Below are 26872 nucleotides of genomic sequence, written 5' to 3'. Positions count from 1 at the left end.
AGGAAACCCACAGGGACCACGGGAGCAGCCTGTCGGGGCCGATTCCCCGGATCGGTGCGAGGACCGATAGCTTTTCACGGAGAAACTCACGACTGAGGGAGTGATCCGTTGAGCCGCTCGGTTCTCGTCACCGGAGGCAACCGGGGCATCGGCCTCGCCATCGCGCGTGCCTTCGCCGACGCGGGCGACAAGGTCGCCATCACCTACCGCTCGGGTGAGCCGCCCGCCGAACTGGTGGCGCTCGGCTGCCTGGCCGTCCGCTGCGACATCACCGACCCCGAGCAGGTGGAACAGGCTTACAAGGAGATCGAGGAGAAGCACGGGAACGTGGAGGTGCTGGTCGCCAACGCCGGCATCACCAAGGACCAGCTCCTCATGCGGATGTCGGAGGAGGACTTCACGTCCGTCCTCGACACCAACCTCACCGGAACCTTCCGGGTCGTGAAGCGCGCGAACCGCGGCATGCTGCGGGCCAAGAAGGGCCGCGTCGTCCTGATCTCCTCCGTGGTCGGGCTGCTGGGCTCCGCGGGACAGGCCAACTACGCGGCCTCCAAGGCGGGGCTGGTCGGATTCGCCCGCTCGCTCGCCCGTGAACTGGGCTCGCGCAACATCACCTTCAACGTCGTGGCGCCCGGTTTCGTCGACACCGACATGACCCAGGCGCTCACCGACGAGCAGCGCGAGGGCATCGTGGCGCAGGTGCCCCTCGGCCGCTACGCGAAGCCCGAGGAGATCGCCGCGACGGTGCGGTTCCTCACCTCGGACGACGCCTCGTACATCACTGGAGCCGTCATCCCCGTTGACGGCGGATTGGGCATGGGTCACTGAGAACATGAGCGGAATCCTCGACGGTAAGCGCATCCTCATCACGGGTGTGCTGATGGAGTCCTCCATCGCCTTCCACGCCGCCAAGCTGGCCCAGGAGCAGGGTGCCGAGATCATCCTGACCGCCTTCCCCCGGCCCACCCTCACCGAGCGCGTCGCCAAGAAGCTGCCCAAGCCGGTCAAGGTCATCGAGCTGGACGTGACCAACACCGAGCACCTGGAGCGTCTTGAGAAGGTGGTCCGCGAGGAGCTGGGCGGCCTCGACGGTGTCGTGCACTCCATCGGGTTCGCCCCCCAGGACGCCATGGGCGGCAACTTCCTCAACACGTCGTTCGAGTCCGTCGCGACGGCCATGCACGTCTCCGCGTTCTCGCTGAAGTCGCTCACCATGGCGTGCATGCCGCTCATGCCCGCGTACGACAGCGCCACCGGCGCGGGCGGCGGCTCGGTCGTCGGCCTCACCTTCGACGCGCAGTACACCTGGACCGGTTACGACTGGATGGGCCCGGCCAAGGCGGCACTCGAGGCCACCTCCCGCTACCTCGCCCGTGACCTCGGCCCGCGCAATGTGCGCTGCAATCTGGTCTCGGCCGGGCCGATCGGCTCGATGGCCGCCAAGTCCATCCCGAGCTTCGGCGAGCTGTCGGACACCTGGAACCACCTCTCCCCGCTGGAGTGGAACACCGCCGACCCCGAGCCCGCCGGGCGCGGTGTCGTGGCGCTGCTCTCCGACTGGTTCCCGAAGACGACCGGCGAGATCATCCACGTGGACGGCGGCCTGCACGCCGTCGGCGGCTGACCACCCCGAGGACTGTGGCAGGGCCCCCGTACCGACCGGTGCGGGGGCTCCGCCGTGTACGGCCCCGCCAGGTCAGGCAGCTCACGAAGGCCAGGCGGGTCAGGCCAGCGTCGTGCCGAAGCGGCAGTGGAAGGCGTGGTCACGGGCCTCGGCCGCGGCGCGCTCCGGGTCGGCCGCGCGGATCGCGTCGACCAGCCGCGCGTGGTCGAGATGGTCCTCGGGCCGCAGGTCGGTGCCGACGTCGGCCCGCAGGAAGTCCCGCAGCACCTCGCCGAGGTCGGCGTAGAGCGCGGTGAGCACGTCATTGTGCGAGGCGGCCACCACCGCCAGGTGCATGGTCGCGTCGGCCTCGACGAAGGACTCCGCGTCGCCCGACTCCCAGGCCCGTTCGCGCCGGTCGAGCGCCGCGTCGAGCTGCGCCAGGTCGGCGTCGGTACGGCGCTGCGCCGCCAGACCCGCGGCCGTCCCCTCCAGCGAGCCGCGCAGCTCGGCCACGTGCAGGGGGTCGGAGTCGGCGAAGCGCGCCCGCATCACCCCGGCCAGTTCGCTGGTGGCCACCACATAGGTGCCGGAGCCCTGCCGGATGTCGAGCAGACCGTTGTGGGCGAGCGCCCGCACCGCCTCGCGGACGGTGTTGCGCGCCACCCCCAGTTGCTCCACCAGCTCCGGTTCGGTGGGGATACGGGAGCCGACGGGCCAGGCGCCCGAGGTGATCTGGGCGCGGAGGCTGCCGATCGTACGGTCGGCGAGCGTGGTGTGCCTGGGCACTGGACCGAGATTCATCCCATCATTCTATGATGGGGAAATGCGTGACGACGAATCCCTCGCCCTCGACCCCGCCCGGACGCCGCAGACGGCCCCGCCGACGGCACGAACGACGGCCCCCGTGACGGCCGCGGAACCCGTACCGGACACGGGCTCCGGCCTGGTCCCGGCCACCGGCCCGACCGCCGCCCCGGCCCGGGACCGTACCGGCACCGCACCCGCGCTCGCACCCGCCGCCGGTCTCGCCGGGAACCCCTGGCTGCGCCGCCTCGTCGTCGCCGGTCTCGTCCTGGCCGCGCTCAACCTCCGCCCCGGCATCACCAGCCTCGGCGCCCTGCTCAAGGAGGTCCGCGACGGCCTCGGCATGAGCGGCACCATGGCGGGCCTGCTCACCTCCGTGCCCTCCGCGTGCTTCGCGCTCTTCGGCTTCGCCGCGCCGAGACTGGCCCGCCGCCACGGCCCCGGCGCCGTGATCTGCGTCGGCATGGCCGCCATCACCGCCGGGCTCGCGCTGCGCCCGCTGGCCGGGAACACCGCGGTCTTCCTGGCCCTCAGCGCCCTCGCCCTCGGCGGCATCGCCGTCTCCAACGTGCTGATGCCGGTGATCGTCAAGCGCTACTTCCCCGACCGGGTCGGCGCGATGACCGGCCTGTACTCCATGGCCCTCTCCCTCGGCACCGCCCTCGCCGCCGCCGTCACCGTCCCCATGACCCACGCCATGGGCCACGGCTGGCGGCTCGGCCTCGGCGTGTGGGCCGCGCTGGCCGCCGTCGCCGTGGTGCCCTGGCTCGCGCTGGTCCGCGACCGTACGGGTGCGCCGCCCGCCACCGGCGCCCGGAAGGACGCCGCGGCCGTCAACACCGACGCGGCCCGGAAGAGTGACGCGGCGCGCGCCGCGGACGGCGGCCACGGCCGTATCACCGGCAGCCGTACCGCCTGGGCGCTCGCCTGCTTCTTCGGACTCCAGGCCACCGCCGCGTACATCACCATGGGCTGGATGCCGCAGATCTTCCGGGACGCCGGACTGTCCGCGGGCAAGGCGGGGCTGCTGCTCGCGGTCACCATGGTGATGGGCGTGCCGCTGTCCTTCGTGCTGCCGCCGCTCGCCGCCCGGATGCGGGCGCAGGGCCCGCTGGTCGTCCTGCTCGGCGCCTTCGGACTGGTCGGTTACGCGGGCCTGTGGGCCGCCCCGGCCGCCGCGCCGTGGGTGTGGGCGCTGCTGCTCGGCATCGCCAACTGCGCCTTCCCGCTGGCCCTGACGATGATCGGGATGCGGTCGCGGACCGGCGCGGGAGTCGTCCGGCTGTCCGCCTTCGCGCAGAGCACCGGCTATCTGATCTCGATCCCCGGACCGATCCTCGTCGGCACCCTCAACCAGGCCAGCGGCGGCTGGGGGCTGCCGATCGCCTTCATGATCGCGCTGATGGTGCCGCAGATCGTCTGCGGGGTGCTCGCGGGGCGGCGGCGACACATCGAGGACGAACTGTGACCCCGGTGCGGCGGCACGGCGGCCCGGTGCGAGACTGAACGCATGCCCGTACTCGAACCGAATCCCCCGCAGAGCCAGCGGCGCCTGCTGATCGTCTTCGGCCTCATGCTCGGCGTGCCCGCGCTGGTCGCCATCGTCGCCACCTTCGCCGCCCGGATGGGCTGACCGCCCCCGCCCACCGGCCCGTTCGGGCCACGACCCCGAGTCCGAAGGTGGGGACAACCCCACCTTCCCTAGGGGGCCAGGGTCAGGGTCAAGTGGGTGGACGGCCGGATGGGACCGCACGGCGCCCGCCCGTAGCGTCGAAGTGCAAGCAGACAACGGCACTTCGACGGTTTTCCACGGAGGCGGTCACCGTGACCACGCAGTCCCCGCACCTCTACTCCCGGCAGTCCCGGCAGTCCCGGCCCACCGTCGAGTCCGCCACGGCCGCGGGGTCCGCCGGGGCCGAGAAGCCCGGACGCGGAAACGCGTCGTCCGCGAACGCGTCGTCCGGGAACGCGTCGTCCGGGAACGTGCAGACGAGCCTGCCGTGGTGGGCCGTCGCCCTGCCCGCGCTCGCCTTCGCCGCGCTGCTCGCCCTCCTCAGCGGCGGCACCGCGGACGCCTCGACCGCGGCCTCCTCCGGCGACCTGCTCGGCCACATCGCCTCCTCGCTGCCGGACCTCGTCCAGCGCTTGCTGTGAGCCTCACCCCTGACCTTCCGCCGTTCCCGCCCCGCCGCCCCCCGTACGGCCTCTGACCTGCGCCCCCGGCGGCCCCCGCGGCGGTGGAGATGCGCCATCCCGCGCCTGACAGCGGGTTTTCTGGAAAGCTGAAGGACATGACCGTCGATTCGACCCGCACGATCGTCCTTCTCCGCCACGCCAAGGCCGACTGGCCGTCGGTCGCCGACCACGAGCGGCCACTGGCCGACCGCGGCCGGCTGGACGCCGCTGCGGCGGGCCTCCGTTTCGCCGACGACGGCATCACCCCCGACGTGGCGCTGTGCTCCACCTCGGTCCGCACCCGCGAGACCTGGAAGCTCGCCGCCCACGAAATGCCGCACCGCCCCAAGACCGTCTACGAGGAGCGGCTCTACGAAGCCTCGCTCGGCGATCTGCTCGCGCTGCTCACCGAGACCTCGGACGAGGTCGGCTCGCTGCTGCTGATCGGCCACAACCCCGGCATGCACGCCCTCGCCGACGCGCTCGCGGGCACCGCCGAAGGCGACACCGCGGCCCGGATGACCCGCGGCTTCCCCACCGCCGCCTTCGCCGTCGTCACCTTCTCGGGCTCCTGGAAGTCCGTCGAACACGGCGTCGGCCGCCTGACCGCCTTCTGGGCGCCGCACGACTGACCGGTACGAGGCCCGCGCGGCCGGTACGAGCGCCGTAGCCGCTACGAGACGGCGCGAACCGGTGCGCGTGCGTACGGATACGTATCGGCGCCCGGCCCGGCGCGGGAATTGTCGCGGTCAGAGCGTCGGTACGCCGTCCAGCGCGTCGGCGGCCTCGATCTCCTCGCGGGTGATGCCCAGCAGATACAGCACGGTGTCGAGGAAAGGTACGGTCACGGCGGTGTCGGCCGCCTGGCGTACGACGGGCTTGGCGTTGAAGGCGACGCCGAGCCCGGCCGCGTTCAGCATGTCCAGGTCGTTCGCGCCGTCGCCGATCGCGACGGTCTGGCTGAGCGGCACCCCGGCCTGCTCGGCGAAGCTGCGCAGCAGGCGCGCCTTGCCCGCCCGGTCCACGATCGGGCCGACGACCTTGCCGGTGAAGCGGCCGTCCACCACTTCGAGGGTGTTGGCCGCCGCGAAGTCCAGGCCGAGCCGCACCTTCAGGTCGTCGGTGACCTGGGTGAAGCCGCCGGAGACCACGCCGACCTGGTAGCCGAGCCGCTTGAGCGTACGGATCAGGGTGCGCGCGCCGGGCGTGAGCCGCACCTCGGAGCGGACCTTGTCGACCACGGACGCGTCGAGACCGGCCAGCAGCGCCACCCGGGCGTGCAGCGACTGTTCGAAGTCCAGCTCGCCGCGCATCGCGGCGGCCGTCACCGCGGCGACCTCGGCCTCGCAGCCCGCGTGCGCGGCGAAGAGCTCGATCACCTCGTCCTGGATGACGGTGGAGTCCACGTCCATCACGACCAGCCGCTGCGCCCTGCGCTGGAGACCGGCGGGGACCACGGCCACGTCGATGCCGAGCGCCGCCGCCTCGACCGAGAGCACCGAGCGCAGCACGCCGGGCTCGGCGCCGGAGACGGCGAACTCCACCGCCGTCACCGGGTACTTGGCCAGCCGGAAGATGCGGTCGATGTTGCCGCCCGCGTTGGTGATCAGGGCGGCGGTGGCCGCGGTCGACTCGGCGGTCAGCGGGCGGCCGAGCACGGTGACATGCGAACGGCCCTCGCCGCGCGGCCTGTTGTCGCCGGTGCCGGAGATGATCTCCGCCTCCATGCCGATGGACTCGGCCCAACTGTGCACGGTGGAGCGCAGCTCGCCTTCGAGGCCGGGGGAGGGCGCCGTCACCAGGGCGCACAGCACTATCCGGCCCCGCGTGACGACCTGCTCGATGTCCACCACGTCCACCCGGAAGGCGGCGAGCGTGTCGAAGAGCCCCGCGGTGATGCCGGGACGGTCCTTGCCGAAGATCTTGACCAGAATGGTGGGCGCGTCCGCCGGCGGAACGGCGGCGACAGGCGCGGTCTGCGAGACGTCGTTCATGGTGCTCCCACCGTAGCCGCCCCGCCCGGCCCGATGATCGGCCGTCTCGGTTGGCGGACCGCCCTAAGACCGCGGGCCTCGCCTTCAGGAGCAGGGGTGCGGCGCGGTGCGGCTGCGCGGGACCAGGCTTTTCAGGCGGCGCGGTGCCGCTGCGCAGGCCCAGGTTTTCCGGGGGGCGCGAGGCTCGCCTTCAGGAGCGGGGGGGCGGCGCGGTGCGGCTGCGCGGGACCAGGCTTTTCAGGGGCGCGGGGAACTGCGCGACCAGCGCTCGCGGTGGCGAGCTGTGAACACCGCCCTCATGGGGCAGACGATGTTCGCGTTCGGGCCGTGAGCCCGAGGCGTGCGGGGCCCCGCAGATCCCCGCACCCCCGGCGGACGCCGGCTCAGCGGGGCCCGCGCGGCGCGGCAGGCGGCGGGGGAGGCGGCGGCTCCGGCCACTTCTCCTCCGGCCGACCCGAAGCCCCGGCCCCGCCGGAGCCGCCTCGCGGCCGACGGAAACCGGGCGGCGGCGGCCCCGCGATGGTCGGCGCGGCGTCCACCCCGCCAGCCTGCGGGGCCTTGTACGGATTCGGCTCGTCACCGGGCCGCGGCCCGGCGTAAGGATTGGGCTCGCCGCCCCCGGCGTAAGGATTGGGCTCGGCACCGCCCCCCGCGTAGGGATTGGGCTCGCCGCCGCCCCCGGCGTACGGGTTGGGCTCCTCACCGTCCTCCGGACGGTAGACCGGGCTCGGCAGATACGGTCCCGCCCGATAGGCCAGCTCCGGATATGTACGGCCCGCGTCGTCGCCCCCGGCGGAGCCGGACACGTGCACGCCCTCCTCGGTGCCCGGCGCCGGACCGCCGCTGTCGTAGGCGCCGTCCCCCGTATCGGGAAGCGCGCCCCCGCCCGGCCGGGCCAGCGCCGCGACCTGCTGTCCCGCCGCCCCGGTGGCCAGCGCGAGCAGCGCGCCCACCGCGCCCATGCCCGCGCCCCAGACGGCGCCGAGCAGCAGTCCCAGCGGGAGGCTGCCGTGCAGGTCGACCCCGGCGCCGACGGCGTCGAAGCCGAAGACCGACAGATTCGCGTTGACCTTCACCTTGCTCAGATGCGACAGCAGCGGCAGCGCCACGGCCGTGACCAGGCCGAGCCGCACCGCGCACCGTCCGACGAAACCGCCCTTGGCGGCGCCGTCGAGCGGAGTGCGGGTGGCGGTGAGCGCGCCCGCGAGCAGCATCATCACCGCGATGGCGACCGGCAGCAGCCAGACCCGGCCGTCGAGTTCGGCCAGCGCGCCCGGTGTGATCGTCTTGCCGGAACCGCCCGCCAGCAGCTTGTCGACGGGATCGGGCAGGAACGACGTCAGCGGCCCCGACGCCTGCCCCTTCCACGGCACGAACAGGCCGAGCGGTACCGCGAGCCATACGCCGTTGGGCGCGCCGAGCAGCGCCGCGCCCATGATCCGGCCCGGCTCGTCGCCGGTCAGCGCCGCGTAACAGGCCGCCGCGTCACCCGCGAGCACCGCGACCACCATGACGACGGTCAGCGCGGACACGGCGGGCCGCACCGCGCGGTGCACGCCCTCCCATCCGGCCGGCAGCGGTGTCCTGCGCGAGGCGAGCAGCGCGATCAGCAGCACGCCGAGCACCCACACCAGGCCGCCCGCCAGGGTCCGCCCGGTGGCGACCTGGAAGGTGATCGATGCCTTGGTCTGGATCAGCCCCTGCAACCCGTCGGTGAGGCCGCCGCTGATCTTGCCCACGCCGGGCAGCTTGCTCAGCAGGTCGTCCGTGGTGCCCTTGGACGGGCCGAGCGCGGCGCCGTCGATGGCCACCGTGTCCTGCCCCGCCCAGGCGAGACCGCCGAGGACCGCCAGGAACAGCACGGCGGTCGTCACGACCCGCGCCGCCAGTTCGCCGACACCGACCGTCGGACCGGCCCTGCGCAGCGAGCGCAGGAACACCCACGACAGCAGCAGCGCGCCGACCAGTGCCACACCCAGCGGCGCGATACCGATCGCGCCCTGGGTCTGCGATCCGCTCAGTCCGAACGCGCCGACGTCACCGCCCGGCCGCACCTTGCCGCCCACCGCCATCGCGACCACGGCTGCCGTCATCGGCCCCAGTGATCCGGCGGTGTCCGCGCCCAATAGATGTAAGGCGAGAGCGGCGGTGCCCGCCATCGCCAGGAACGCCCAACTCACCGACGCCACAGCGGCGAGCATGACGCTCGTCCAGGGCGTGGTCCGTGCACTCATCCCGACCCCCGAGGCCGTTCGTCCCCCCATGCACCCAATGCGCCCCACTCTCGGGCGCGGACGGGTGCCGCGTCAACGTCCGTTGCGGAACACGTACATCGGGCTTGTTTTCTGTTACGAGACAGGAGCCTGCAATAGTTCCTCCCGAACTTCGCTATCTCTAGACTCCCCCCATGGGGGACTACTCGGGGGACAACACATGGGGCTTGGGGTGCCTGAACTCGTACTCGAATTGAACGGACGGACCTGGACGCTGGACGCGTCCCGCTCGTACAGCCTGGGGCGCGATCCGTCGGGGGATCTGGTACTCGACGACGCCAGGGTGTCGTGGCGGCACGCCACCATCCGCCGTGCGGAACGCGGTTGGGTGATCGAGGACCTCGGCAGCACCAACGGCACCTATGTACAGGGGCAGCGGGTCCAGCAGACCGAGGTGGGGGCCGGTTCGGCCGTCCACCTCGGCAACGCCACGGACGGACCCCGGCTGAACTTCACCGCGGGCGCGCAGGCCGGCGCCGATGTGTACAGCGCGGAGACCGCGCACGCGACGCCGCAGCAGCGCTACCCGCAGGCGCGGGCCGCGGCCCCCGCGGCACCCGTCGGACAGGCCGGGGCCCCGCAGGCCCCGGCCCCGCAGCACGTCCAGCCGCCCGCCCAGGCCCAGCCGCAGGCGCAGATGCACGCGCAGGCGCCCGCCGCCCCGCCGCGTCAGCAGCAGCCCGGCGGTTGGGGACAGCCGCCCGCGCAGGTGCCGCCGCAGCAGTACGCGCGGCAGCCGCAGCCTCCCCAGCAGGGCCAGGGCGGCCAGGGCGGCTGGGGTCAGCCGCCGGTCCAGCAGCCGCCCGCCCCGCGCGCGCAGCCCCAGCAGCCCGCGGGCGGACACCCGCAGGGCGTCCGCAGCCCCACCACCTTCCACCAGCTCGCCCTCGGCCGGGTCATGAAGATCGGCCGCGCGCTGGAGAACGAACTGGTCGTCTCCGACCTCCAGGTCTCCCGGTACCACGCGGAGTTCCGCGCGCACCCCGACGGCCGCTACGAGATCGTCGACCTCGGCAGCCACAACGGCACGTACGTCAACGGCCAGCCGATCCAGCGCCATCTGCTCGGCCCCAACGACATCGTCGGCGTCGGCCACTCCACCTTCCGGCTGGTCGGCGACCGCCTCGAGGAGTTCGTCGACACCGGCGAGGTCTCCTTCTCCGCCCGCCGCCTGACCGTCACCGTGCCGCACGGCAAGGTGACCAAGCAGATCCTCAAGGACGTCTCCTTCGGCGTACCGGAGAAGTCGCTGATCGGCGTGATCGGCCCGTCCGGCTCCGGCAAGTCCACGCTGCTGCGCGCGCTCACCGGCTACCGCCCCGCCGACCAGGGCGAGGTGCTGTACGACAACCGCAATCTGTACAAGCAGTTCGCCGAGCTGCGGCAGCGCATCGGCCTGGTCCCGCAGGACGACATCCTGCACAAGGAACTCCAGGTCAGGACGGCACTGCGGTACGCGGCCAAGCTCCGCTTCCCCGGTGACACCGCGTCCGCGGAGCGCGAGGCGCGGATCAACGAGGTACTGCGCGAGCTGAAGCTCGACATCCACGCCGACAAGCGCATCACCTCGCTCTCCGGCGGCCAGCGCAAGCGCGTCTCGGTCGCCCTCGAACTGCTCACCAAACCCTCGCTGATATTCCTGGACGAGCCGACCTCCGGCCTCGATCCGGGCATGGACCGCGACGTCATGAAGCTGCTGCGCGGCCTGGCCGACGACGGCCGTACGGTACTGGTCGTCACCCACTCCGTCGCCGAACTGGCGCTCTGCGACAAGCTGCTGGTGATGGCCCCCGGCGGCTCGGTCGCCTACTTCGGCCCGCCGGACGAGGCGCTGAACTTCTTCGGCTACGAAACCTGGGCCGATGTCTTCTCCGCCTTCGAGAACTACCGCGACTACGACTGGTCGGGCCGCTGGCACGGCTCGCAGCACTACCAGATGTACGCCGCGGACCTGGACCAGGCGGCCCCGCAGCAGGCGCCGGTCATCCCGCACCAGGTGGCCAGGCCGCCCAAGCCGCAGGCGTGGCTGCCGCAGCTCGTCACCCTGATCCGCCGCTACATGTCGGTGATCGCCTCCGACCGCGGCTTCATCGCCCTGATGTTCATCCTGCCCGCGGTGCTCGGTGTGGTCAGCATCGTCATCCCGGCGGCCAGCGGCCTGGGCCCCGGACCGGTCAAGGCGCACGGCGTCAACAAGGACGCGGGCACGATCCTGCTGATCCTCGCGGTGGGCGCCTGCTTCTCCGGCGCCGCCAACTCCGTCCGCGAGTTGATCAAGGAACGGGTCATCTACGAACGGGAACGGGCCACCGGCCTGTCGCGTTCGGCGTATCTGATGTCCAAGGTCATCGTGCTCGGCCTGATCACCGCGGTGCAGGGCGCCGTCATCTGCGGCATCGGGTTCGCGCCGCGCGCGATGCCCACCGAGGGCGTCATCATGAAGAGCCAGCCCGCGGTCGAGATGACCCTGGCCATCATCGGCCTCGGCTTCACCTCGATGATGTTCGGCCTGATCATCTCCTCGCTGGTGAAGACCGCGGAGAAGACGATGCCGCTGCTGGTCATGTTCGCCATCGTCCAGGTGGTGTTCACCGGCGTGCTCTTCCAGCTCTACGACTCGCCCGGCATCGAGCAGTTCGCCTGGCTGATGCCCGCCAGGTGGGCGGTGGCCGCGCTCGGCACGACGGCGAATCTCAACGTGATCATGCCGTGGGACCCGGGCAACCCCGACGCGCTGTGGAAGCACACCGCGAGCCAGTGGACGATCGACATGGTCGTCCTGGTGCTGCTCGGCGTCGTGTGCGGCATCGTGGTCTCGCGGCTGCTGCGCCGCCACGAGCCGGAAGTCATGCGGAAGTAGTGAAACGGAAGTAGCGAATCCGAATACGCCGAAAGGGCGGCGGGACCGAAAGGTCCCGCCGCCCTTTCGCGCTGCGGCTGTGGGAGCCGAACGCGCGGATCAGTACGCGGAGTTCACGTTGTCCATGGAGCCGTAGTTCGCCGCGGCGTAGTTGCAGGCGGCGGTGATGTTCGCGACCGGGTCGTAGATGTCCCACGAGGTTCCGTCGACGTGGTACGCCTGGAAGGTCGGGTCGATGACCTGGAGCAGGCCCTTGGACGGAATGCCGGCGGCGGCGTTGGAGTCGTACAGGTTGATCGCCTGCGGGTTGCCGCTCGACTCGCGCATGATGTTGCGGTAGATGCCGTCGTAGCTGCCGGGGATGCCCTTCTGGGCCATGATCGCCAGCGACTGCTTGATCCAGCCGTCCAGGTCGTTGGTGTACGTGGTCGTGGCGGCGGTGCTGGCCTGCGGGGCGGCCTGCACGGCGGTACGCGTCGTGGAGCGGTTCGCGGCGGCCGTGTCCTTGGCGCGCTGCGCGGCGGCGTCGGCCGCGGCCTTCTTGGCGGCGGCGTCCGCTGCCGCCTTCTTCCGCGCCGCGGCGGCGTCCGCTGCCGCCTTCTTCCGCGCCGCGGCGTCGGCCGCGGCCTTCTTCTTCGCGGCGGCCTCGTCGGCCGCCTTCTTCTTGGCCGCCTCGTCCGCGGCCTTCTTCTTCGCCGCGGCCTCGGTGATCGCGCGCTCCGAGGCGATGCCGGCCTGCGCTTCGATGCTCTTGACCTGGTCGCCGGTGGAGACCTGGAAGCCGGTGGGGTCACCGACCGCGGCGGAGGCAGTCCCGCCGGTCCCCTGGAGACCGGTGACGGCCAGGACGACAGCGGTCGCGGCGACGGCGCCGGCCGCCGTGATCTTGTGGGTCTTGGTAAGCCGGCCGATCTTCGGGATCGTGGGGAGCTGCATAGGAATTAACCTCTTCCGTTTGCGGACCCGAGAATTCTTAGAGGGTCGGAAAACGGAGGTCAACGAGCCTTCCTACGAACTCCTTTCGTAGACGGTCGAGGGACAAATCGGAATCGGCATTCCCCCGGACAGTGGCGTGAGGCGCCCTTTCCACTAGGCGACTTAGTATGTGACGTACGTCCTATAGGTCACCTCACACGCCGTCGCCCCCTCCGTCGCCCAAGGTGACGGAGGGGGTGCTTTATGTGACGTTTATGGCAGCAGGAGATTGACGTCGCCGAATTCGTGCCAGAGGTAACCGCCGCGCAGCGCCTCGGCGTAGACCCGCTCCAGCAGCCGGTCGCCCGACAGCGCCCGCAGCATCAACAGGTGCGTGGCCTCCGGCTCGTGCAGTCCGGTCAGCAGCCCGTCCACCGCGCGCACCCCGCGCTCCGGGGTGACCACCAGCTCCGTCCAGCCGCCGCCCGGCCGCACCACACCGCGCTCGTCCGCCACCGACTCCAGCGCCCGTACCGCCGTCGTCCCCACCGCCACCACCCGGCCGCCCGCCGCGCGCGCCGCGTTCACCTGCCAGGCCGTCGCCGCCGACACGGTGTACGGCTCGGCGTACGGCGGCTCGTGCGCCTCGACCGACGCCACCCCGGTGTGCAGCGTGATCGGCGCGACCTGCACGCCCCGGCAGACCAGCTCCGTCACCAGCGCCGTGGTGAAGGGCCGCCCGGCGCTCGGCATCTCCGCGGAGCCGAGGCTGTCCGTCGACCGGGCGGAGAACACCGTCTGGTACGCCGCCAGCGGCTGGTCCCGGTCGGTGTAGCCGTACCGGATCGGCCGCCCGTACCGCCGCATGTACGCGACCGGGTCCGGCAGCGAGGGCGCGGCCACCCACAGCCGGTCCCCGGCCGGGTCGAGCGGCTCCTCCAGCACCAGCCGGGCCCCGGCGCGCAACTCGACCGCCGCGCCCGCGGGACCGCCGGCCCTGCGGACCGTCGAGCCGTGCCCGTCCGGGTCGCGGACCTCCACCACCCAGCGGCCGTCGTCCCGGCGGGTGGACCAGTGCACCACCACCGGCTGTCCGTCGAGCCGCCCGTCCACAGCCGCGGGCAGCGTCCGCGAGGTGTTCACCACCAGGACGTCACCGGCCCGCAGCAGCTTCGGCAGGTCGCGGAAGCCGTGGTGGGTGACCGCGCCGGTGCGCTGCTCGCCGACCAGCAGCCGTACCGTGTCCCGGCGGGCGGCCGGGGCCGTCGCGAGCAGCGAGTCCGGGACGCGCAGCCCCGCCAGCCCGGCCCGCGGGGCCCCGGCCGGGCCCCTGCCCCGCCCGATGTCCTTATTGCCCGCTCCTGTCCTCTTTATATAGGGGTCCTTCGCGGCCCCCCGCCCGGAGTCCTTCGCGGGCCGCGCCGCCTGCGCGCCCTCCCGTACCGCACTCATCGCGCCTCCAGCAGCACCGGGGCGGTGTAGCGCCCGCTGGGCGCGGCCTCGTCGAGCAGCCGCAGGAAGGCGGGGACCACCGACTCCGGCAGCGGCCGGGCGGCGAAGTCCGCGTCGTCGGGCACGGCCGCCGCGTACAGCCCGGTCCGCAGATCGCCCGGGTCCACCCACCACACCCGCAGCCCCGGCTCCTCCTCGGCCAGCACCGCCGACAAATGGTCGAGCGCCGCCTTGCTCGCCCCGTACCCGCCCCAGGTCGGATACGCCTCCACCGCCGCGTCCGAGCTGACGTTCAGCACCGCGCCGCCCGCCGCCCGCAGCAGCGGCAGCGCCTCCCGCACCAGCGCGAACGGCGCCGTCACATTCGTCTCCAGCGCCTCCCGCAGCCCCGCCACCGGCAGCTCGGCCAGCGGCACCAGCGGCTCAGCGCCCAGTGCGCTCGCGTTGTTCACCAGCAGATCCACCCCGCCCAGCTCGCGCGCCGCCGCCACCAGCTCCGCCCGGTGCCCCGCCGCCGTCACGTCGCCCGGCACCGCCCGCACCCGTGGCCGTACCGCCGCGCCCCCGGCGTGATCCGGGCCGTACCGTTCCAGGTCCGCCGCGGCCGACCGCAGCGCGTCCGCGTTCCGCCCGTCCAGTACGAGGTCCCAGCCGCGCCCCGCCAGCTCGGCGGCCAGCGCCCGCCCCAGTCCGCGCGACGCTCCCGTGATGATCGCTACCGGCATGATCCAGCCCTCCGCACCGGGGCCCGGCCGTCCGCCGGACCACCTCGTGCCCTCACCGTAGGAACGCCCCGGCCGCACACGCCTCGGCCGGCCGCCGCACGCCTCACGGTCACTTGGAACTAGGCCACACGACCGAGGACGGTCGGTCCGGCGGCGCATACGGACCGTCACCCGGCGCCGGTACGGTGGAGACATGCCCATCCGGCCGCCACGAGGCGGAATCGAAGCGGTCAGCGCCGCGGTCCTGGCGATGAGCCGCCAGGTGGAGGTGCGCGACGTCCTCCAGACGATCGTCGCGTCCGCCCGCGAGCTGCTCGACGCCGAATACGCGGCCCTGGGCGTGCCCGACGACCACGGCGGCTTCGCGCAGTTCGTGGTCGACGGCGTCAGCGACGAGGAGTGGAAGGCCATCGGCCCGCTGCCCCGGCAGCACGGCATCCTCGCCGCGATCCTGCACGAGGCGACCCCGCTGCGGCTCGCCGACGTCCGCACCTTCGAGGACTTCCAGGGCTGGCCCAAGCACCACCCCGACATGCGCGACTTCATCGGCATGCCGGTGGTCGACGGCGACGAGATCCTCGGCGCGCTCTTCCTCGCCAACAAGAAGTGCGGCCCCGGCGGGACCCGCGGCGCCGACGGCACCTGCGGCTTCACCGAGGACGACGAGGACCTGCTGCGGATTCTCGCCGACCACGCCGCGATCGCCCTGACCAACGCCCGGCTCTACGAGCGCAGCCGCGAGCTGACGCTGGCGGGGGAGCGGGCCAGGATCGCGCACGAACTGCACGACGCCGTCTCGCAGAAACTCTTCTCGCTGCGGCTGACCGCCCAGGCCGCCGCCGCGCTGGTCGACTGCGACCCGGCGCGCGCCAAGGGCGAGCTGAAGCAGGTCGCGGCGCTCGCCGCCGAGGCCGCCGACGAACTGCGCGCCGTCGTGGTGGAACTGCGCCCGGCCGCCCTGGACGAGGACGGTCTCGTCGCCACCCTGCGCACCCAGGCCGACGTCCTGGACCGCGTCCACTCCGCCGACGTCACCTTCCACGCCGTCCGGGTGCGGGCGCTGCCCGCCGCGCAGGAGGAGGCGCTGCTGCGGGTCGCCCAGGAAGCGATGCACAACGCCCTGCGGCACGCGCACGCCGACGCCGTGGACGTCATCCTGGAAGGCCACGGAAAGGGCGCGCTGCTGCGGATCCGCGACGACGGCCGCGGCTTCGACCCCACCGCGGTCCGCCGGGCCGGACGGCACCTCGGACTGGTCTCCATGCGGGACCGGGCCGGCGGCGTCGGCGGCCGGCTCACCGTGCAATCGGAGCCCGGCAAGGGCACCGTCATCGAGATGGAGGTGCCCGGTGGCTGAGAACACCATCCGCGTGCTGCTGGTCGACGACCACCAGGTCGTCCGCAGGGGGCTGCGCACCTTCCTCGAGGTGCAGGGCGACATCGAGGTGGTCGGCGAGGCGGGCGACGGCGAGGAAGGCGTGGCCCGCGCCCAGGAACTGCGGCCCGACGTGATCCTCATGGACGTCAAGATGCCCGGTGTCGACGGCATCGAGGCGCTGCGGCTGCTGCGCGACGCCGAGAACCCGGCACGGGTGCTGATCGTGACCAGCTTCACCGAACAGCGCACCGTCGTGCCCGCGCTGCGGGCGGGCGCCGCCGGATACGTCTACAAGGACGTGGACCCGGTCGCGCTCGCCGACGCCATCCGCTCCGTGCACGCCGGGCACGTCCTGCTCCAGCCCGAGGTCGCGGGCGCGCTGCTCTCCCAGGAGCAGGGCGGCACCGGCCAGGGCCGGGGCAACGCGCTGACCGAGCGGGAGCGCGAAGTCCTCGGCCTGATCGCCGACGGCCGCTCGAACCGGGAGATCGCCCGCGCGCTGGTGCTCTCCGAGAAGACGGTCAAGACCCACGTCTCCAACATCCTCATGAAGCTCGACCTCGCCGACCGCACCCAGGCCGCGCTGTGGGCGGTGCGCAACGGCGTGGGGAACTGACGGGACCGCTTGCGGCGCCACCGTGTCCACCTGTCCGTGCGGGCCGACCACCACGTGCTCGTACGGGCCACCGTCCACCTGTCCGTGCGGGCATCCGTTCGGCGGAGTGAGATTCATACTGTCGGGTGTATGTCGTCCGAACGGCGCAACCTGATCCACGGTGGCCCGTTCTGCAGGGCGTACCGCGGCGGATTGCCGCGGTGCACCCCCGGCCACGGCTGGGAGGTGCCCCCAGCAAAGAGGAAGTTCGAAGTGATGAACCTCAAGAAGGCCGCGACCGTCACCCTCGTGGCGGGCGGCCTGGCCGTCGCCGGTACCGGTGTGGCCTCCGCCGCCAGCGGCGCCGACGCGTGCGGCACCGCCGTGAAGTCCCCGGGCGTGGGCTCCGGCAACCTGGTGCAGGTTCCGGTGCACATCCCGGTCAACCTCAGCGGCAACTCGGTGAATGTGATCGGCCTGCTGAACCCGGCGTTCGGCAACGTCGCCGTCAACAAGTAACCACGGACGACGCGGACTTCCGGCCCGCCTCGCCGAAGGCCCCGCGGCACGGGATCCCTCCCCGTACGCGGGGCCTCCCCACGCGCCGCCGCGCCGTGGGATGTCAGGTCCCGTGCCGCGCCCCGCGCGGGGACGTCAGGTCCCGTGCCGCGCCTCGCGTGGGATGTCAGGTCCCGTGCCGCGCCCCGCGCGGGGACGTCAGGTCCCGTGCCGCGCCCCGCGTGGGATGTCAGGTCCTGCGCCGCTCCGCCTCCTCGACATACGCGTTGTACGCCGCCACCTGCGCCCTGCGCGCCGTACGCTCCACCGGCCGCAGCAGCTCCGCCCGCGCCGCGATCTGCGAGGCGCTCACCGCCGCGCCGTGCCCGTCGGAGGCGATCTCCACCAGCGCCGCGACCCGCTGCGCCAGCGCCAGCACCCGTACCGCGCGCGGCGGATACCCCGGCGCGAGCACCTCGCCGCCGCGCTCGGCGCGCGCCCGGTACGCCTCGAGCGCCGCGTGCGCGGACGGACCCGCGCCCGCCACGTCCAGCCGCGCCAGCGCGTTCGTGGCGTCCCGCAGCGCCTCGGCCAGCTCCCGCTCGGCCTCGCTCAGCGACGGTACGTCGGCGGGCGGCGCGTCCCGTACCGGCAGGCACCGCCACTCGACCTCGACGTGCACATCGCCGGCCGGGCCCGCCTCGCGGACCTCGGGCACCAGACCGAGCGCCGCGCCGCCGACGGTGACCACCGCCTCGCCCGCGGCCAGCGCCCGCGCGTTGAACTCCGGCGGCCCGCTCAGCCCCAGCGGATGCCCGGCCACCGGCAGCGCGAGCCGCAGCCCCGTCACGCCCAGCGCGCGCAGCCTGCCGAGCCCCAGCGTCAGCCCCACTGGGACGTGCTCACCCGGCAGCCCCGAGATCCGGTGCACGGCGTCGTCCGCCGTGATCTCCTGTGCGACGTCATCGGGGGCGGCAAGTCCGGCAAGCAGGGCATTTCCCCACGCGGTCAGCCGCCCTGAGCGAGGTTCATCAAGCATGCCCCCAGCCTATGGAACGGACCCGTCGCGCGGTGGCGTAAGTTTTCCCCGGGGGATCCTTCTGCCGGTGCCTACCCGCGCACACGGCAGACAGCCGAGACTGCAATGGGAGACAACGCGCTCATGAGCGATGTGCTGGAGCTGGTGGACGTATCCGTGGTCCGCGACGGACGGGCTCTGGTGGACCACGTGTCGTGGTCGGTCGCCGAGGGGGAACGCTGGGTCATCCTCGGACCCAACGGGGCGGGCAAGACCACCCTGCTCAATGTCGCGTCCAGCTATCTCTTCCCCACCACCGGCACCGTCCAGATCCTCGGCGACAAGCTCGGCAACGTGGACGTGTTCGAACTCCGGCCACGGATCGGCATGGCGGGCGCCGCCATGGCCGAGAAGATGCCGCGCAGGCAGACGGTCCTGGAGACCGTCCTCACCGCCGCGTACGGCATGACCGCCACCTGGAACGAGGGGTACGAGCAGGTCGACGAGGACCGCGCCCGCGCGTTCCTCGACCGGCTCGGGATGAGCGAGTACCTCGGCCGCAAGTTCGGCACCCTGTCCGAGGGCGAGCGCAAGCGCACCCTGATCGCCCGCGCGATGATGACCGACCCCGAACTGCTGCTGCTCGACGAGCCCGCCGCCGGTCTCGACCTCGGCGGACGCGAGGACCTGGTCCGCCGCCTCGGCCGGCTGGCCCGCGACCCCATCGCCCCCTCGATGATCATGGTCACCCACCACGTCGAGGAGATCGCCCCCGGCTTCACCCACGTCCTGATGATCCAGCAGGGCAAGGTCGTCGCCGCGGGACCGATCGACCTCGAACTCACCTCCCGCAACCTGTCCCGCTGCTTCGGCCTCCCGCTGGTCGTCGAGCGCCGCGGCGACCGCTGGACGGCCGCCGGACTGCCGCTGTCCTGAAGGGTTTTCGTCCGGGTTTCCATTGCGTACTGCCGCAACTGCCCTCCGCACGCCTACGATTGGCGACGTGGACGCATGGGTGTGGTGGCTGATAGCGGCAGTGGGTCTCGGGATACCGCTGGTGATCACGGCGATGCCCGAATTCGGGATGTTCGCCGTCGGAGCGGTGGCCGGGTCGGTCACGGCCGCAATGGGCGGCGGGATCGTCGCCCAGGTGATCGTCTTCGTCGTCGTCTCGGTCGCGCTGCTGGTCTTCGTACGGCCCATCGCGTACCGCAACCGGCAACGCCCGGAACAGCGCAGCGGTGTCGACGCCCTCAAGGGCAAGCAGGCCGTCGTCCTGGAACGTGTCGACGGCGGTGCCAACGGACGGATCAAACTCGGCGGAGAGGTCTGGTCGGCCCGCGCCCTGGAGCACGGCCGGGTCTACGACCCGGGGCAGCAGGTGGACGTGGTGGAGATCGACGGAGCGACCGCCGTCGTCATCTGAACACCCGGCCTCCGGACACCTGAACACCCGACATCCGAACACCCGACATCCGAACGTCGCCGACGAGGGCCGGGAAATCACCGAACCCGCCCGCGACAAGCGGCTGTTCTGCCAGAATTGATCATGCCGGAGTACGTCGTACTCCCGCAGCCGACCCGCGCGGGGAGTGGACATGCAGCCCATCATCATCGTCCTGATCATCCTGGTGGTGCTCGTCTTCATCGCGCTGATCAAGACGGTCCAGGTGATTCCGCAGGCCAGCGCCGCCATCGTCGAGCGCTTCGGCCGCTATACCCGGACCCTCAGCGCCGGCCTCAACATCGTGGTGCCGTTCATCGACACCATCCGCAACCGCATCGACCTGCGCGAGCAGGTCGTGCCGTTCCCGCCGCAGCCGGTGATCACCCAGGACAACCTGGTGGTCAACATCGACACCGTCATCTACTACCAGGTGACCGACGCCCGCGCCGCGACGTACGAGGTCGCCAGCTACATCCAGGCCATCGAGCAGCTCACCGTCACCACGCTCCGCAACATCATCGGCGGCATGGACCTGGAGCGGACCCTGACCTCCCGCGAGGAGATCAACGCGGCACTGCGCGGCGTCCTGGACGAGGCCACCGGCAAGTGGGGCATCCGCGTCAACCGCGTCGAGCTGAAGGCGATCGAACCGCCCACCTCCATCCAGGACTCGATGGAGAAGCAGATGCGCGCCGACCGTGACAAGCGCGCCGCGATCCTCACCGCGGAGGGCATCCGGCAGTCCCAGATCCTCACCGCGGAGGGCGAGAAGCAGTCCTCGATCCTGCGCGCGGAAGGTGACGCCAAGGCCGCCGCGCTGCGCGCCGAAGGTGAGGCCCAGGCGATCCGCACGGTCTTCGAGTCGATCCACGCGGGCGACCCCGACCAGAAGCTCCTCGCCTACCAGTACCTCCAGATGCTGCCGAAGATAGCCGAGGGCGACGCCAACAAGCTGTGGATCATCCCCAGCGAACTGAACGACGCGCTCAAGGGCCTCGGCGGCATCGTCAACCTCCCGGGCGCCCCCGGCGCTCCCGGCAACGGCTCACGCGAGCCCGCCACCGCGCCCGCCCCCCGTCGCGAGTCCCCGCCCTTCGACAAGGACTGACCAGCGCTGACCAGCACTGACCAGCACTGACCAGCACTGACCAGCACTGACGAGGACCGCCCCGGCCCGGAAGCCCGCCGCAGCCCCCTATGACATGATCGCCGCGCACCCCTCGACCTCGACGGCGGGGAGGACGCGCGAAGATCATGGAGACGACGCATGACTCTGCCGGAAGCCCTCGCCGTGTTCGCGGCCGGAATCGGCGCGGGCACCATCAACACCATCGTCGGCTCGGGGACGCTGATCACCTTCCCCGTCCTGCTCGCCGTCGGACTGCCGCCCGTCACGGCCAACGTGTCCAACTCACTGGGCCTGGTGCCCGGTTCGATCACCGGCGCCATCGGCTACCGCGGTGAACTCCAGGGCCAGCGACCGCGCCTGCTGCGGCTCGGCGCCGTCGCCCTCGTCGGCGGACTCATCGGCGCCGTCCTGCTCGTCACCCTGCCGTCCACGGCGTTCAAGGCGATCGTCCCCGTCCTCATCGCCATCGCGCTCGTCCTGGTCGTGCTGCAACCCCGCCTGGCCCGCGCCGTCCAGGCCCGCCGCGACCGTACCGGCACCCAGGCCCCCGCCCACGGCGGCACCGCCCTCGTCGTCGGCATGCTGCTCGCCAGCATGTACGGCGGCTACTTCGGCGCCGCCCAGGGCGTGCTGTACCTCTCCCTGATGGGCCTGGTGCTCAACGAGTCCCTGCAACGCGTCAACGGCATGAAGAACGTCCTCGCCGCCGTCGTCAACGGCGTGGCGGCCCTGTTCTTCATCATCGTCGCCCACATGAACTGGACCGCCGTCGGCCTCATCGCGGGCGGCGCCGTCATCGGCGGCCTGATCGGCGCCCGCGTCGGCCGCCGCCTCCCGCCCGCCGCCCTGCGCGGACTCATCGTCGTCGTCGGCACCGCCGCGATCGTCCAACTCCTGCTGAAATAGGGCCCCTCCCCGAAGGGAAGGGCCCCGCCCCGTCGGGACCTCACGGCCCCACGACCTCGATTCCCCGCACGCGAAGGGGCGCTCAGGCCGACGCCGGAACGGGCAGCCACTCCGGCAGCCCGAACCCGTCCCGCACCCCCAGCGCCAACAGCAGCGTGTCCGCCGGCGTCGGCTCGAACGGCCGGACCAGCAGCCGCATCCCCGCCTGCTCGGGAGTACGGTCCGCCTTGCGCTGATTGTCCTCGCCGCACGCGGCCACCGTGTTCAGCCAGGTGTCACCGCCCCCGCGCGACTTCGGCTGCACGTGGTCGACCGTGGTGGCCCTGCGCCCGCAGTACGCGCACCGGTGCCGGTCACGTACCAGCACACCGCGCCGCGACCACGGGGCCCGTTGTCGGAACGGCACCCGCACGTACCGGCAGAGCCTGATCACCTGCGGCACCGGAACCTCCACCGCGGCGGCACGGATGCGCAGCCCGGGATGCGCCTGCTCCACGACGGCCTTGTCCTGCATCACCAGCACGACAGCACGCCGCAGCGACACCGTCGACAGCGGCTCGAAGCTCGCATTCAGCACCAGCGTCTCACGCATCCCGCCCACCTCCCGGGCCCTGCCCCGCCCCCATGGCGAAGTGGATCCACTGTGACCCCGGGACACGGCCGCCGACAACGCAATTTCACGGCCGCAACCGGAAGATCGGCAGGCGGAAAGGTCCTGTTCATCCCGGATTCCGCGCCGGGGCACGTCCCCGCGTCCCTCCGGGCTCGGCCGGGGGCTCGTCCCGGGGAAAGGTCTGCGCTCCGGGTGCCGTCCCCCGTGTAGAACAGGCACCCGGAGCGCGTCCGTCGGCGTGGACGCCCGGCCCGCAGACCGAACTCCGGCAGACGGCGGACGCAGACGCCCGGCCGCCCCCGCCACCGCGGTGCCGACAGCCTGAGGACGGTGGTCACGTCGTCAGGCACGCACCACTGTGCGACGGGGAACGGCGGAGCGCAACGTAATATCCCGAGCGCTCAGCGCGACAGACCGGCGGGCTCAGCCTCCGGCCCGCACCTCGTACTCACCGATCAACTGCGCCCTGCCCAGCGTGTGGAAGCGCAGATTGAACCCGACGAACGCGGGCGAGGCGTCCGCGTCCGGGCCCAGCTTCTCGGTGTCCACCGCGTAGACCGTGAACACATACCGGTGCGACCCGTCACCGGGCGGCGGCGCCGCGCCACCGAAATCCCGCGTCCCGTAGTCGTTCCGCGCGTGCGTCGCGCCCGCGGGCAGCCCCGGGAAAGCACTGGAACCCGCACCGCGCGGCAGCTCCGTCACCGACGCGGGGATGTCGAACAGCACCCAGTGCCAGAAACCGCTGCCGGTCGGCGCGTCCGGGTCGTAGCACGTGACGGCGAAGCTCTTCGTCCCGGCCGGGAACCCCTCCCACCGAAGCTGCGGCGAGACATTGCCCGCCGCGTACACCTGATCGTCCTTGAGTACCCCGCCCGGTACCACGTCGTCGCTCACCACGGTGAACTCCGGCACCTGCGGGTGGAAGTCATGGGGGAGCGGCCGTCGCGCTTGCTCGGTCACCTCGACACCTCCTGATCGCACACGATTGATTCCGCCCCGAGCCTAGGGCGTGTCCGCAAGGTCGCGTCGTCCGCCCGGAGGGCGGGGCTGGCGGTGTCTGGTGCGTGCGATCGCAAGGCGGAGGGGCGTCCTCATAGTGGGCCTATTCGGATGAGCCCGACAACGCGGCGAGCGTGCGTGCCAGGCGCCGCCAGCCAGACGAAACCTTGCGGACACGCCCTAGGGCCCCGGTCAGAACCAGTTCCGCTTGCCGCCCACCTCGGCGAGCCACTGGTGCAGATAGGCCGCCCAGTCCGTCTCCTCGAAGGAGTGCATGCTCATCGTGAAGGAGCGGTACGTGTCACTGCCGCCGCCGAACAGCCCCGGCTTCTTGTCCATCTCCAGGACGACATCCATCTCCTCGCCGTCCGCGACGAACGTCAGCTCCACCTCCTTGAGCCCCCGGTACTGCTCCGGCGTACGGAACTCGATCTCCTGGTAGAACGGCAGCCGCTGGCGGGTGTTCCGCATCGTCCCCTTCTCCAGATCCGCACTCTTGAAGGCGAACCCCAGCCGTCCGAACGCGTCGAGCAGCGCCTCCTGCGCGGGCAGCGGGTGGACGTTCACCGGGTCCAGATCCCCCTTGTCCACCGCGCGGGCGATCTGCAACTCCGTCGTCACCCCCACGTTCATCCCCGTGAGCTGCCGCCCCATGAACATCGTCACCGGCGTCTCCCATGGCACCTCCAACGAGAACGGCACATCGTGCACCGCCCCCGCCCGCACCATGAACTCGCCGGCGATCTGCTGCGTATGGAACTCGATGTTCTGCAAGGACTCCGTCTCATTGCCCTGCGCGTCCCTGCGCTCCACCTCGACGCGCGCCTGCAACCCGACCGTCAGCCCCTGTATCCGCTGCTCGACCGAACCGCCCTGCACCCGCACCGAACCCTCGACCACCCCGCCGGGCACCACATCGGCCTGGTGCAGCTCCGTCTCCACCGACGCCCCGCCGGCCCCGAGACTCGCCATCATCTTCCTGAACCCCATACGCACTCTCCCTGACCGCATCCACTGGCTCACGCTGTGCGAACTCTACGAACGCCGGGACGCCCCGTCCGGTTCCACTACGCTCCTGAACCGTGATCACGCCATCCGAACAGGTCCCGCTCGACCGGGCGTTCTTCGACCGGCCGGTCCTGGACATCGCCCCCGACCTGCTCGGCCGCACCCTGGTCCGCACCACCGACCAAGGACCGGTCACCCTGCGCCTCACCGAGGTCGAGGCGTACGACGGCCCCAACGACCCCGGCTCCCACGCCTACCGGGGCCGCACCGACCGCAACGCCGTGATGTTCGGCCCGCCCGGACACACCTACGTCTACTTCACCTACGGCATGTGGTTCTGCCTCAACCTGGTCTGCGGCCCCGAAGGCACCCCCAGCGGAGTCCTGCTGCGCGGCGGCGAGATCACCACCGGCGCCGACCTCGCCCGCGCCCACCGCCCCACCTCCCGCAAGGACAGCGACCTCGCCCAGGGCCCCGCCCGGCTCGCCACCGCACTGTCCGTCGACCGCTCGCTCAACGGAGCCGACGCCTGCGGCCCCGGCGGACCGCTGCGCGTCCTCACCGGGACCCCGCCCCCGCCCGCCCTGGTCCGCACCGGCCCGCGCACCGGCGTCGGCGGCGCGGGCGCCGACCACCCCTGGCGCTACTGGATCGACGGCGACCCCACCGTCAGCCCCTACCGCGCCCACGCCCCGCGCAAGCGTCGATAAACGACTGGCCGGAACCGCGTACCCTCGGACACGCTTCACGCACCGGGTACGCGAAGCCGTATCCGACCCCCAGCACCCACAAGAGGGAGACACGAGACCCGTGACGGACATCGTCGACGAGCTGCGGTGGCGAGGGCTGATCGCCGTTTCCACTGACGAGGACGCACTGCGCAAGGCGTTCGCGGACGGCCCTGTCACGGTCTATTGCGGCTTCGACCCGACCGCGCCCAGCCTGCACCTCGGCAACCTGGTCCAGATCCTGACCATCCGCCGCCTTCAGCTCGCCGGCCACCGCCCGCTCGGACTGGTCGGCGGCGCCACCGGTCTGATCGGCGACCCCAAGCCGTCGGCCGAGCGCACGCTGAACGCGCCCGAGGTCGTCGCGGAGTGGGTCGAGCGGGTACGCGCCCAGATCGAGCCCTACCTCTCCTTCGAGGGGCCCAACGCCGCGACCATGGTGAACAACCTGGACTGGACGTCGGGCCTGTCGGCCATCGAGTTCCTGCGCGACATCGGCAAGCACTTCCGGGTGAACAAGATGATCAGCAAGGAGGCCGTGGCCCGCCGCCTCAACTCCGACCAGGGCATCAGCTACACGGAGTTCAGCTACCAGATCCTCCAGGGCATGGACTTCCTGGAGCTGTACCGGCGGTACGGCTGCACGCTCCAGACCGGCGGCAGCGACCAGTGGGGCAACCTCACGGCGGGCATCGACCTCATCCACCGCGTCGAGGGCGCCTCGGTGCACGCGCTGGCCACCCCGCTGATCACCAAGGCGGACGGCACCAAGTTCGGCAAGACCGAGGGCGGCGCCATCTGGCTCGACGCGGAGATGACCACGCCGTACGCCTTCTACCAGTTCTGGCTGAACGCCGACGACCGTGACATCGCCACCTTCCTGCGCATCTTCAGCTTCGCCTCGCGGGCGGAGATCGAGGAGCTGGAGCGCTCGACCGAGGAACGCCCGCAGGCCCGCGCGGCCCAGCGCGCCCTCGCCGAGGAGCTGACGACGCTGGTGCACGGCGCCGACCAGTGCGCCGCCGTGATCGCCGCTTCCAAGGCACTTTTCGGCCAGGGCGAACTCGCCGACCTGGACGAGGCCACCCTGGCCGCCGCGCTCAGCGAACTCCCGAAGGCGCAGGTCAGTGAACTGGCCCCGGTGGCCGACCTGTTGGCCCTGATCGAGCTGGTCCCGAGCAAGTCCGCCGCCCGCCGCACCATCAAGGAGGGCGGCGCGTACCTCAACAACACCAAGGTGACCAGCGAGGACGCGGTTCCCGCCGACTCCGATCTGATCCACGGGCGTTGGCTGGTGCTGCGCCGGGGCAAGAAGAACCTCGGAGCGGTCGAACTCGCTTGACACGGCTGGAAATCTACGTTTGAGCGGCGGCCGAGCTTGACTCGGTCGCCGCTCGTGCGTAACGTAGTCCAAGCCGCCAAAACGGTGGGGATGGTTCACATCAGCCCCTACCGCACTGGGCGGCCACCCACTACCTACGTCTTCCCGATCATCGGGCTGTATTTTGGTGCGCCAAAATCCAATTCGATGGACTCGATTATGAGTCGCCCGGGAAATGGGCTAACGTAGTGGACACGCCGAAAGGCGGGAAACAAACCCCGATCCAATCAGGGGCCGGAAACGCCCAGCGGATCTGGTAGGGTTGGAAACACGAAGGGAAAGCCCGGAGGGCCGGTGAAACGGTCTGAAGGAAGCTTCCGTTCCTTGAGAACTCAACAGCGTGCCAAAAGTCAACGCCAGATATG

General features: G+C 71.7%; 26 protein-coding genes. 16 read left to right on the top strand and 10 right to left on the bottom strand.

The window, feature by feature from the left end; all coding sequences use genetic code 11:
• Positions 1-108 precede the first annotated feature (108 nt).
• Both fabG and fabI read left to right on the top strand, forming a co-directional pair.
• Positions 109-828, top strand: coding sequence for a 3-oxoacyl-[acyl-carrier-protein] reductase (gene fabG / locus ACIOC1_RS26670; RefSeq protein ID WP_188281889.1), 720 nt, complete (start codon positions 109-111; stop codon positions 826-828).
• Positions 829-832: 4 nt separating this feature from the next.
• Positions 833-1624, top strand: coding sequence for an enoyl-ACP reductase FabI (gene fabI / locus ACIOC1_RS26665; protein ID WP_355333673.1), 792 nt, complete (start codon positions 833-835; stop codon positions 1622-1624).
• A gap of 99 nt (positions 1625-1723) precedes the next feature.
• Here fabI and ACIOC1_RS26660 read toward each other — a convergent pair whose 3' ends face one another.
• Positions 1724-2407: an FCD domain-containing protein gene (locus ACIOC1_RS26660; RefSeq protein WP_391044216.1), complete on the bottom strand. Its 684-nt coding sequence runs from the start codon at positions 2405-2407 to the stop codon at positions 1724-1726.
• A 22-nt stretch (positions 2408-2429) separates the two neighbouring features.
• Between ACIOC1_RS26660 and ACIOC1_RS26655 the strand changes: the two genes are divergently transcribed.
• The 4 genes from ACIOC1_RS26655 to ACIOC1_RS26640 all read left to right on the top strand — a co-directional run bounded on the left by ACIOC1_RS26655 (position 2430) and on the right by ACIOC1_RS26640 (position 5217).
• A complete protein-coding gene (locus ACIOC1_RS26655) occupies positions 2430-3878 on the top strand; it encodes a CynX/NimT family MFS transporter (RefSeq protein ID WP_401856581.1) in 1449 nt (482 codons plus the stop codon).
• Between the two features lie 42 nt (positions 3879-3920).
• The gene (locus tag ACIOC1_RS26650) at positions 3921-4043 is read left to right on the top strand and encodes an SGM_5486 family transporter-associated protein (protein WP_262928365.1); all 123 of its coding nucleotides are present in this window, start codon (positions 3921-3923) and stop codon (positions 4041-4043) included.
• 191 nt (positions 4044-4234) lie between these two features.
• Positions 4235-4564, top strand: coding sequence for a hypothetical protein (locus ACIOC1_RS26645; protein WP_401856580.1), 330 nt, complete (start codon positions 4235-4237; stop codon positions 4562-4564).
• A 137-nt stretch (positions 4565-4701) separates the two neighbouring features.
• On the top strand, positions 4702-5217 hold the full coding sequence (locus tag ACIOC1_RS26640) for a histidine phosphatase family protein (RefSeq protein ID WP_355333665.1): 516 nt from the start codon (positions 4702-4704) through the stop codon (positions 5215-5217).
• Positions 5218-5334: 117 nt separating this feature from the next.
• On the opposite strand, the gene serB is transcribed toward ACIOC1_RS26640, so the two are convergent.
• Positions 5335-6579, bottom strand: a complete 1245-nt coding sequence (gene serB, locus ACIOC1_RS26635) for a phosphoserine phosphatase SerB (protein ID WP_355333662.1) — start codon at positions 6577-6579, stop codon at positions 5335-5337.
• A 383-nt stretch (positions 6580-6962) separates the two neighbouring features.
• Complete coding sequence (locus tag ACIOC1_RS26630; protein ID WP_401856579.1) at positions 6963-8813, bottom strand: streptophobe family protein; 1851 nt, start codon at positions 8811-8813, stop codon at positions 6963-6965.
• A gap of 199 nt (positions 8814-9012) precedes the next feature.
• On the opposite strand from ACIOC1_RS26630, the gene ACIOC1_RS26625 reads away from it, so the two are divergent.
• Positions 9013-11712, top strand: coding sequence for an FHA domain-containing protein (locus tag ACIOC1_RS26625; protein ID WP_401856578.1), 2700 nt, complete (start codon positions 9013-9015; stop codon positions 11710-11712).
• A gap of 99 nt (positions 11713-11811) precedes the next feature.
• Here the strand turns inward: ACIOC1_RS26625 and ACIOC1_RS26620 are convergent, their stop codons facing one another.
• The 3 genes from ACIOC1_RS26620 to ACIOC1_RS26610 all read right to left on the bottom strand — a co-directional run bounded on the left by ACIOC1_RS26620 (position 11812) and on the right by ACIOC1_RS26610 (position 14804).
• Positions 11812-12648 carry a lytic transglycosylase gene (locus ACIOC1_RS26620; protein WP_401856577.1) on the bottom strand — a complete coding sequence of 279 codons (837 nt, stop codon included), beginning with the start codon at positions 12646-12648 and terminating at the stop codon, positions 11812-11814.
• Positions 12649-12900: 252 nt separating this feature from the next.
• Entirely contained in the window at positions 12901-14079 is a 1179-nt protein-coding gene (locus ACIOC1_RS26615; RefSeq protein WP_401856576.1) for an S-adenosylmethionine:tRNA ribosyltransferase-isomerase, read from the bottom strand.
• On the bottom strand, positions 14076-14804 hold the full coding sequence (locus ACIOC1_RS26610) for an SDR family NAD(P)-dependent oxidoreductase (protein ID WP_391124676.1): 729 nt from the start codon (positions 14802-14804) through the stop codon (positions 14076-14078). Before ACIOC1_RS26610 ends, ACIOC1_RS26615 begins: the two co-directional genes overlap by 4 nt.
• 193 nt (positions 14805-14997) lie before the next feature.
• Between ACIOC1_RS26610 and ACIOC1_RS26605 the strand changes: the two genes are divergently transcribed.
• From ACIOC1_RS26605 to ACIOC1_RS26595, 3 genes are all read left to right on the top strand, one after another.
• Positions 14998-16161, top strand: a complete 1164-nt coding sequence (locus ACIOC1_RS26605) for a GAF domain-containing sensor histidine kinase (RefSeq protein WP_355333645.1) — start codon at positions 14998-15000, stop codon at positions 16159-16161.
• On the top strand, positions 16154-16798 hold the full coding sequence (locus ACIOC1_RS26600) for a response regulator transcription factor (RefSeq protein ID WP_093714340.1): 645 nt from the start codon (positions 16154-16156) through the stop codon (positions 16796-16798). The genes ACIOC1_RS26605 and ACIOC1_RS26600 overlap by 8 nt, the downstream gene beginning before the upstream one ends.
• 252 nt (positions 16799-17050) lie before the next feature.
• Complete coding sequence (locus ACIOC1_RS26595) at positions 17051-17296, top strand: chaplin (RefSeq protein ID WP_188279867.1); 246 nt, start codon at positions 17051-17053, stop codon at positions 17294-17296.
• Between the two features lie 229 nt (positions 17297-17525).
• Here the strand turns inward: ACIOC1_RS26595 and ACIOC1_RS26590 are convergent, their stop codons facing one another.
• On the bottom strand, positions 17526-18314 hold the full coding sequence (locus tag ACIOC1_RS26590; RefSeq protein ID WP_391044235.1) for a hypothetical protein: 789 nt from the start codon (positions 18312-18314) through the stop codon (positions 17526-17528).
• 123 nt (positions 18315-18437) lie between these two features.
• Here ACIOC1_RS26590 and ACIOC1_RS26585 point away from each other — a divergent pair, with 123 nt between their 5' ends.
• The 4 genes from ACIOC1_RS26585 to ACIOC1_RS26570 all read left to right on the top strand — a co-directional run bounded on the left by ACIOC1_RS26585 (position 18438) and on the right by ACIOC1_RS26570 (position 21775).
• Complete coding sequence (locus ACIOC1_RS26585; protein WP_355333638.1) at positions 18438-19229, top strand: ABC transporter ATP-binding protein; 792 nt, start codon at positions 18438-18440, stop codon at positions 19227-19229.
• 58 nt (positions 19230-19287) lie between these two features.
• Positions 19288-19719, top strand: coding sequence for an NfeD family protein (locus tag ACIOC1_RS26580; RefSeq protein ID WP_401856637.1), 432 nt, complete (start codon positions 19288-19290; stop codon positions 19717-19719).
• Positions 19720-19891: 172 nt separating this feature from the next.
• The gene (locus ACIOC1_RS26575) at positions 19892-20848 is read left to right on the top strand and encodes an SPFH domain-containing protein (RefSeq protein WP_355333636.1); all 957 of its coding nucleotides are present in this window, start codon (positions 19892-19894) and stop codon (positions 20846-20848) included.
• 159 nt (positions 20849-21007) lie between these two features.
• Entirely contained in the window at positions 21008-21775 is a 768-nt protein-coding gene (locus ACIOC1_RS26570) for a sulfite exporter TauE/SafE family protein (RefSeq protein WP_355333633.1), read from the top strand.
• Positions 21776-21857: 82 nt separating this feature from the next.
• On the opposite strand, the gene ACIOC1_RS26565 is transcribed toward ACIOC1_RS26570, so the two are convergent.
• From ACIOC1_RS26565 to ACIOC1_RS26555, 3 genes are all read right to left on the bottom strand, one after another.
• Positions 21858-22367, bottom strand: a complete 510-nt coding sequence (locus ACIOC1_RS26565) for an HNH endonuclease (RefSeq protein ID WP_188279862.1) — start codon at positions 22365-22367, stop codon at positions 21858-21860.
• 444 nt (positions 22368-22811) lie between these two features.
• Positions 22812-23351 carry a YbhB/YbcL family Raf kinase inhibitor-like protein gene (locus ACIOC1_RS26560; RefSeq protein WP_391044239.1) on the bottom strand — a complete coding sequence of 180 codons (540 nt, stop codon included), beginning with the start codon at positions 23349-23351 and terminating at the stop codon, positions 22812-22814.
• Between the two features lie 231 nt (positions 23352-23582).
• Entirely contained in the window at positions 23583-24380 is a 798-nt protein-coding gene (locus ACIOC1_RS26555; protein ID WP_401313153.1) for a sporulation protein, read from the bottom strand.
• A 92-nt stretch (positions 24381-24472) separates the two neighbouring features.
• Between ACIOC1_RS26555 and ACIOC1_RS26550 the strand changes: the two genes are divergently transcribed.
• Together ACIOC1_RS26550 and tyrS are read left to right on the top strand one after the other, a co-directional pair.
• Positions 24473-25108 carry a DNA-3-methyladenine glycosylase gene (locus ACIOC1_RS26550; protein ID WP_401856575.1) on the top strand — a complete coding sequence of 212 codons (636 nt, stop codon included), beginning with the start codon at positions 24473-24475 and terminating at the stop codon, positions 25106-25108.
• Positions 25109-25208: 100 nt separating this feature from the next.
• The gene (gene tyrS, locus ACIOC1_RS26545; RefSeq protein WP_355333623.1) at positions 25209-26468 is read left to right on the top strand and encodes a tyrosine--tRNA ligase; all 1260 of its coding nucleotides are present in this window, start codon (positions 25209-25211) and stop codon (positions 26466-26468) included.
• Positions 26469-26872: the final 404 nt, after the last annotated feature.

Origin of the sequence: Streptomyces sp. NPDC088197 (assembly GCF_044741185.1) — a bacterium.
Taxonomy (GTDB): domain Bacteria; phylum Actinomycetota; class Actinomycetes; order Streptomycetales; family Streptomycetaceae; genus Actinacidiphila.
The sequence above is the reverse complement of the archived record's forward strand: the minus strand, read 5'-3'. Positions and strand labels throughout refer to the sequence as shown.